At 48.2% G+C, this 7,510-nt stretch carries 8 protein-coding genes; 3 read left to right on the forward strand and 5 right to left on the reverse strand.

Annotation, left to right across the window (positions count from 1 at the left end; genetic code table 11):
* Positions 1-12 precede the first annotated feature (12 nt).
* The 3 genes from NCCP2222_RS00530 (at position 13) to namA (ending at position 3,337) form a co-directional block, all read left to right on the forward strand.
* Entirely contained in the window at positions 13-1,131 is a 1,119-nt protein-coding gene (locus NCCP2222_RS00530; protein WP_248508585.1) for a TFIIB-type zinc ribbon-containing protein, read from the forward strand.
* Between the two features lie 306 nt (positions 1,132-1,437).
* Entirely contained in the window at positions 1,438-2,247 is an 810-nt protein-coding gene (gene proC / locus NCCP2222_RS00535; RefSeq protein WP_248508587.1) for a pyrroline-5-carboxylate reductase, read from the forward strand.
* 70 nt (positions 2,248-2,317) lie between these two features.
* Positions 2,318-3,337: an NADPH dehydrogenase NamA gene (gene namA / locus NCCP2222_RS00540; RefSeq protein WP_248508589.1), complete on the forward strand. Its 1,020-nt coding sequence runs from the start codon at positions 2,318-2,320 to the stop codon at positions 3,335-3,337.
* Positions 3,338-3,539: 202 nt separating this feature from the next.
* Here the strand turns inward: namA and rnz are convergent, their stop codons facing one another.
* From rnz to NCCP2222_RS20830, 5 genes are all read right to left on the reverse strand, one after another.
* The gene (rnz, locus tag NCCP2222_RS00545) at positions 3,540-4,478 is read right to left on the reverse strand and encodes a ribonuclease Z (protein WP_248508591.1); all 939 of its coding nucleotides are present in this window, start codon (positions 4,476-4,478) and stop codon (positions 3,540-3,542) included.
* A gap of 9 nt (positions 4,479-4,487) precedes the next feature.
* On the reverse strand, positions 4,488-5,678 hold the full coding sequence (locus NCCP2222_RS00550) for a DNA polymerase IV (protein WP_248508593.1): 1,191 nt from the start codon (positions 5,676-5,678) through the stop codon (positions 4,488-4,490).
* 56 nt (positions 5,679-5,734) lie between these two features.
* A complete protein-coding gene (locus NCCP2222_RS00555) occupies positions 5,735-6,211 on the reverse strand; it encodes a chemotaxis protein CheW (protein ID WP_248508595.1) in 477 nt (158 codons plus the stop codon).
* A 2-nt stretch (positions 6,212-6,213) separates the two neighbouring features.
* Positions 6,214-7,347, reverse strand: coding sequence for a M20/M25/M40 family metallo-hydrolase (locus tag NCCP2222_RS00560; protein WP_248508597.1), 1,134 nt, complete (start codon positions 7,345-7,347; stop codon positions 6,214-6,216).
* A 21-nt stretch (positions 7,348-7,368) separates the two neighbouring features.
* The coding region (locus NCCP2222_RS20830; RefSeq protein WP_375709152.1) for a carboxyl transferase domain-containing protein at positions 7,369-7,510 on the reverse strand (142 nt) is incomplete at its 5' end.

The raw sequence follows: 7,510 nt of genomic DNA on the forward strand, positions 1-7,510 counted from the left end.
GGTGGTGATCGTATGACGGAAGGACAATCGGAGGTTTTAGAGTCAAAGAAGCAAGAAGAAACCGAAGTACTGACGTGCGACAGTTGCGGGGCAAACACCGTATTCGATCCCGCTTCGGGTTCTATGAAATGTCCATTTTGCGGAACAGTAGATGCAATTGAGGCGACAAACCATAATGATATAGAACTTGATTTCAATGAAGGACTGGAGCAGGAGGATAGTAGCTGGAACAAAGAAAAACGTGTTTTCCGATGTGATAGCTGCGGCGCGGAGACCGTACTGGATCGGGATGCCGATGCCGATTTCTGCTCGTTTTGCAGTTCCAGCCATATAGCGAAGAGTGAGAATCGTCCGGGCATCAAACCTTCTCTCGTTGTCCCTTTCAAAGTGCCGCAGGAAGAAGCAATCGCGAAATTTAAGACATGGATCGGCAAACGATATTTCGCCCCATCCAAACTGAAGAATTCATACGAGCTGGATCGATTGAGCGGTGCGTACATCCCCTACTGGACCTTCGACTCCCAAACCGACTCTGCCTACACCGTTCGGATTGGTACCTATTATTACGTGACCGAGACGAGAACCGTATATGAAGATGGCAAACCAAAACAAGTGACGGAGCAAGTGCGGAAAATCCGCTGGCGGACTCAGCATGGCCGCTACGCTAAGTTTTTTGATGACGTCCTCGTGAAAGCGTCCCGTAATGTCGCCTCCGGGCTCATCAACAAAGTAGAACCGTTCCAGCTGGCACATCTAGTGGATTACAAAACAGAATACGTTTCCGGTTTCTTGGCTGAACGGTATTCGATCCCTTTGAAAGTCGGCTGGCAAGACGCCAGATCCATTATTGACAGCCGGATCCGAAGCGGGATCTTAAGCAAGGAACGCGGCGATGAAGTACAGATTGTGACCGTGTCGACTAGCTATGAGCGCATTACGTATAAGCACGTTCTGCTGCCTCTATGGATTTCTTCATTTCGATTCAACCAAAAAGTATATCGTTTTTTAGTGAATGGACAAACAGGAAAAGTGAGCGGCCAAGCGCCGGTAAGTATCTGGAAGGTGTCCTTTGTGGTAATTGCAGCACTTGCCGTACTAGCCGTTGTCTTGTACTTCTCTGATGCATTTTAACTTGTTGACTTTATTCTGAATATATGACATAATCGTTCCAATATTTAGAGCGTTGAGGAAGATCAATAGGATGGGTGAAGGATTTCAGAGAGCAATGTCATTGGCTGCAAGCGTTGCATCCCACTCCCCGTTCTAACCTGCTTCCGAGCTGCTATGGAAACATGGCCGTACCTTCCGCGTTAAGGAAGGATGAGTTGTGCCGCAAGTTGCGGCAAATGAAGGTGGTACCGCGGAAACTGACGTTTTCGTCCTCTCTAATGAGGATGAAGGCGTTTTTTTATTTGACACGGAAAGGGTGTTGGAAAAATGAATTCGATCGTATTTGTTGGTGCCGGTTCCATGGCCGAAGCTATTGTGGCGGGCATTGTTAAGCATGATGTAATGAAAGCGGAGCAAGTGTATGTGATGAATAAATCGGACGACGATCGGCTGAAGGAGATGAAAGAAAAATATGGAGTCGCTATTGTCTGCCCAGAAAGACGGGCGCTCAAGGAAGCGGATATGATTGTGCTGGCAACGAAACCGAAAGACATTCAACAGGCCATGCTGGAAATCGCTCCATTATTACATGACGGCACTGCTGTTCTGTCCGTTATCGCTGGTGTATCTATAGACACTATGGAAAACGGACTTGGCAGCCGGCCGATTGCGCGCTCGATGCCTAACACGTCTGCCACCATCGGCAAATCTGCTAGTGGCGTTGCCTTTAATCGATTTGTTGATGACACGTTACGTACCCATATTCTTCACCTGCTTGGATCCATCGGTATTGTAAAAGAAGTGGAAGAAGATGAACTGCATGCGGTGACTGCCCTATCCGGCAGCGGTCCCGCCTATATTTATTATATGGTGGAAGCACTGGAAGAAGCGGCAATGGCAAACGGTTTATCGAAGGAAGTGGCGCGGGAATTAATCGTTCAAACGGTGGAAGGGGCTGCCGCCATGCTGAAACAGACTGGCGGTGAGCCTGCAGTGCTTCGAAAAAATGTCACGAGCCCAGGAGGCACAACGGAAGCGGGTTTACGGACACTCGAGGAACGAATGTTCAAGGAAGCAGTCGCAGCCTGCATTAGTCGGGCAGAGGCCAGGTCGCGTGAGCTTGGCGCCATGTTTTGAGATTGGACTTTTGGTATACTGGAGGCAGAACGATCCTGCTAGTCAGCAAGGCATTCAAGGAGGTTTTTTCATGGCTTTATTGTTTGAACCCTATACAATCCGGGATGTAACGTTTAAGAACCGGATTGTCATGGCGCCCATGTGTATGTATTCTTGCGATCAGGAAGACGGCAAAGTAATGGATTGGCACAAAATTCATTACAGCTCGCGGGCTGTCGGACAAATCGGTTTACTTATCATCGAAGCAACAGCTGTCCTGCCAGAGGGACGCATCTCCCCCCAGGACCTTGGCATATGGAATGATGAACATGTCGAAGGATTAACCGAATTAGTCAGGATGATGAAACAGCATGGTTCGGCAACCGGCATTCAGCTGGCACACGCTGGCCGCAAAGCGACAGTAGACGGCACCATTTACGCACCAAGTGCAATAGCGTTCAGCGATCAATACAAAACACCTGCTGAAATGACAAAAGAAGAAATTGAAAAGACGATAACAGCTTTCAAAGACGCTGCCATCCGGTCTAAGAATGCCGGATTCGATGTAATTGAAATCCATGCAGCGCACGGGTATCTTATCAATGAATTCCTCTCTCCCCTCTCCAACCTTCGGACAGATGAATACGGAGGTTCAAGCGAAAAGAGGTATCGTTTCCTTCGTGAAATCATCGATCAAATCCGTTCCGTTTGGAATGGTCCATTATTCGTCCGCATTTCAGCACATGATTATACGGAAGGTGGCATGACACCGCAAGATTATGTGGAAATGGCAAGATGGATGAAAACACAGGAAGTCGACCTGATTGATGTCAGTTCCGGTGCAGTTGTGCCTGCAAAGATTGACGCATTCCCCGGGTACCAAGTGCCTTACGCAGAGTTGTTGCGCAAGGAAGCGGCCATTCCGACCGGTGCAGTCGGCTTGATTACATCAGCTGTCCAAGCGGAGGAAATCTTGAAAAACGGACGAGCGGACATGATCCTGCTTGCGCGTGAGCTACTACGGGATCCATATTGGCCTTACCGGGCGGCAAAGGAACTTGGCATTGAAATTGAAGTTCCAAAGCAATATGATCGCGGCTGGGTATTTTAATATACAGGTACTGCTATACTCGGGTGGAGAAAACGAATGCTTTCTCCACCCGAGTTTTTTGCGGTAGTCATACTGATCAACTTTTAGCTAGTGCTAAATAGCAGGAGTATTCGATACGGCATTTACTAACAATGTGATTAATTCATTAGTTAGTTCTTCTAACATAAAAAAACTGCATCCCGGCGGGATAGCAGTTGAATCCTTACAATTCAATCACACGACCGTCCTGTAATGCGTATTTAGAAAAATCATTAGCGATAAAGAGGTTCGGGAAAACGGCCTGTCCCTGCTCCAGCAGGAGTGCCAAATCACCTGGAAGAAAGCGTGCACTAATATGGTTGGCAATCAAGGCGTTCGCTCCCGCCATTTTCGCGACAGACGCAGCTTCTACGATAGTGGAGTGACCGTAATCAGCCGCTAACTTGCCCATTTCACTATCGAAGGTCGCTTCATGAATAACCAAATCCGCTTGCCTTGCCAGTTCGATTGAAGCCTCGCAAAAGCTGGTGTCGCCGAGCACTGTAAGGATGAAACCCTTTTGTGGATCCCCCGTAACATCTTGGCTTCGAACGACCGTGCCATCCTCCAAAATGATGTCCTCTCCTTGCTTCAATTTTTGTAATAATGGCCCTTTCGGAACACCTGCGGCGACCGCTTTTTCGATCAGCAGCTTTCCTAAGAGCGGCTTCTGTTCAAGCCGAAAACCGTAGCTCGGAATGACATGCTGCAATTGCTTTGCCGTCACGGTAAAGTGATCGTTTTCAAACAGTATGCCTTCTGTGATTTCATGGACACGCAAAGTGTATGTCAAATGGGTCTTGGTCAGGCGCATAGTAGTCATAAGCCACTCGTTCAAACCTGGAGGCCCGTATATATCGAGAGGTTCATCGCCGCCTAAGAAAGATCGAGAGCCCAGGAAACCAGGCAGCCCAAAAATATGGTCTCCGTGCAGATGGGTGATGAATATCTTGTTGATTTTTCTTGGTTTGATTGTCGTATGAAGCAATTGATGCTGCGTTGCTTCGCCGCAATCCACCATCCAATACCCCTCTTCTTCTGCAGCCAAATTAATGACCAGCGAAGAGGTATTCCGTTGTTTGGAGGGCATGCCTGCCCCTGTTCCTAAAAAGCTGACTTCCACTGCTGCTCCCTACCTTTCACCCAATCCGCGCCTCACTTTATCTGGACCAAATTTTTCTTTCAGCTCTTGCAATAATTGTACCATTCTCGCATCCTTCGCATGGTATTCAAACGTATCAAACGAAAGCTGTTCATGCAATTCACTGCGTGGAATGACCTGAGATACCGTGATGCCTAACAGGCGGATTGGATCCCCGTCCCAGTTGCGGCTAAAGAGTTCGGCTGCTTCCTTGTAAATAGCTTCGGCTGTATATAATGGATTCAAAACCGTCCGGCTCCTCGATTGATTTCGCCAATCCGCTGTCCGGATTTGAATTGAAATGGAGGTGCCGGCAAGCTGCTTTCTTTCCAGTCGTTCCGCAACACGCTGCGCTAGCCGCTTAAACACTTCCAAACAAGCTTGCTCGTCTGTTTCGTCAATCGGCAGCGTCGTAGAACTCCCAACACTTTTCCGTTCCTCAGCCGCATCGGGATCAACTGGACGTGAATCAATACCGTTCGCCCTATTCCTCAAGCGCATCCCATTCTTACCAAGCTCGCTCTTTATCAGTGATTCCTCTGCATTGGCAAGATCGCCAATTTTCGTTATGCCAATTGCTTTTAATCTAGCTTCTGTACTTTGCCCTACTCCATGCATTTGGATGACCGGAAGTGGCCATAGCTTGGCCGGAACTTCCCGTTTTCGCAAAACAGTAATCCCCATCGGTTTTTTCATGTCTGAAGCAGTTTTCGCCAGAAATTTATTCGGTGCTATTCCAATGGAACAAGGCAGATCCAGCTCATGTAAAATACGTTGTTGCATTTGTTCGGCTATTGAGACAGCGTGCGTCAAGCCGCCAATGTCCGTGATGTCCAAATACGCTTCATCGATGGACACCGGCTCAACCAGTTCCGTGTACGATCGCAAAATTGCGAATACCGCCTGTGATGCCGTAGAGTATTTCTCACGATCCGGCGGTACGATGACAAGATTCGGGCATAGACGTCTTGCTTCGCCAACCGTCATTGTTGTATAAATGCCGAGTGCCCTCGCTTCATAGGAACAGGTGACGAGTATGCCGCGCCGTTCTTTGGGGTTCCCGGCGACAGCCATTGGAATTCCCTTTAAAGAGGGATCGTGCGCCTGTTCAACTGAAGCGAAGAAGCTATTCATATCCAAGTGCAAGATCACTTTTGCCTGCGAGTTTCCGGCACTGTTCATATCGAATCACCCCGCTGCAAGAAAATGAAACCGGGCAATGGACTGCCCGGTACTGATTATTGTTCCTGTATAGATTGAGAGTGGACGTAATCACCAATCTCATCCATCCCGGCCAGTGTCTTGGAAAGAATGACTGGATCCACAATGGTAATCATCCGTTCATCCAAGTTGGCGACTGATGTAAAATATGGAGTTCGCGAATAAGCCATCAAACCAGAAGTTGTTAGGCTGCTCTCCGGAATTTCCATAATTTCCTTTGCATCCAGAACGACGAGACCGACATACAAGTCTTCAGTTTGTACGACGACAATCCGAACCTCCTGCATATTAGCAGCTGATTTGCCGTATAAAATTTTTTCGAAATCGAGTATAGGCACGAGTTCACCGCGAATTTTCATCAATCCAAGCATATACTCCGGAAGATGAGGAATCGGATTAATCTTTTCCATTTTCTCGATGGAAACGACAGAGTCAACTGCGATGGCATACTCTTCATTTCCACATTGTACGATGACTGCTTTAAATTCCGCCATTCTTATTCCCCCTTCGCAGCCCCTGCTGCCACCTTCACAATTTCTACGAGCAATTCTGTCAGCTTGTTCAATTCTTCTACAGGCATCCGCTCGTTCTTCGTATGAATCTCTTCATATCCGACCGACAGGGTAACCGTCGGCACGCCAGCCCCGTTAAATACATTGCCGTCACTGCCGCCCCCGCTCGTCAGTAACTCCGGAGTTCGCCCTACATTCTTAATGGCTTGGAGTGCCGTTTGAACAACTTCCGCATCTTCTGTGAAACGGAATCCGGGGTACATAAGCTTCACTTCTGTCGTTGCGTTTCCGCCCATCGCAGCCGCTGTCTGTTCAAATGTTTCCACCATATGAGCCGTTTGTTGCTTCAGCTTCTCTTCGCTAATAGAACGGGCTTCCGCCAAAATATGCACTTCATCACAGACGATATTCGTCGCCTGGCCACCCTCGAATCGGCCGATATTCGCTGTTGTTTCAGAATCGATGCGGCCCAATGTCATTTTCGCGATAGATTTCGCAGCGATATTGATCGCCGAGACGCCTTTTTCCGGTGCAACGCCAGCATGTGCTGTCTTGCCTTGAATCGTTGTCCACAATTTCGCTTGAAATGGCGCAGCCGTCACAATGCCGCCAACTTTGCCATCACTATCAACTGCATATCCGTATTTCGCTTTTAACAAGGATGGATCCAGTTCTTTCGCTCCGACCAAGCCGCTCTCCTCGCCAGCTGTAATGATGAACTGGATGTCTCCATGCTCGATCTTCTCTTCTTTCAACACTTTGGCCATCTCAAACAATGCGGCTAGACCCGCTTTGTCGTCAGCGCCCAAGATAGTTGTTCCGTCGGAGTAAATGTATCCATCCTCCTTGAGAACAGGTTTGATTCCTTGCCCAGGCACGACTGTGTCCATATGGCATGTGAAATATATTGGATCGGCGCCTTCAACGGTGCCTTGTAAATTGGCGATCAAGTTGCCTGCACCATGACCTGTGCGGGAAGCAAAATCGTCTTCCATTACCTCAAAGCCGAGCTGCTCCATTTTCGCTTTCAGCACTGGAGCGATGGTACCTTCGTGCTTCGTTTCGGAGTCGATTTGAACCAACTCGAAAAACTCGTCAAGCAGTCTCTTTTCATTCATTGTTAACAGTCCTTTCTATCCTTACAATGGAATATTTCCATGTTTCTTGTTAGGTCTCGTTTCCTTTTTGTTGCGCATCATATCGAGCGCCTGCAATAGCTTTATGCGTGTTTCGCGTGGATCGATGACATCATCGACCATTCCGTGCGAAGCCGCCACATAT

The sequence above is a fragment of the Sporosarcina sp. NCCP-2222 genome, assembly GCF_023168145.1.
In the GTDB taxonomy this organism is placed as follows: domain Bacteria; phylum Bacillota; class Bacilli; order Bacillales_A; family Planococcaceae; genus Sporosarcina.

Excerpts from the sequence above, each read along its gene's own strand:
- NCCP2222_RS00560 (WP_248508597.1), bottom strand. The coding sequence starts at position 7,347 with ATGAATGAAAAGAGACTGCTTGACGAGTTTTTCGAGTTGGTTCAAATC.
- proC (WP_248508587.1), top strand. The coding sequence starts at position 1,438 with ATGAATTCGATCGTATTTGTTGGTGCCGGTTCCATGGCCGAAGCTATT.
- NCCP2222_RS00555 (WP_248508595.1), bottom strand. The coding sequence starts at position 6,211 with ATGGCGGAATTTAAAGCAGTCATCGTACAATGTGGAAATGAAGAGTAT.
- NCCP2222_RS00550 (WP_248508593.1), bottom strand. The coding sequence starts at position 5,678 with ATGAACAGTGCCGGAAACTCGCAGGCAAAAGTGATCTTGCACTTGGAT.
- namA (WP_248508589.1), top strand. The coding sequence starts at position 2,318 with ATGGCTTTATTGTTTGAACCCTATACAATCCGGGATGTAACGTTTAAG.
- NCCP2222_RS00530 (WP_248508585.1), top strand. The coding sequence starts at position 13 with ATGACGGAAGGACAATCGGAGGTTTTAGAGTCAAAGAAGCAAGAAGAA.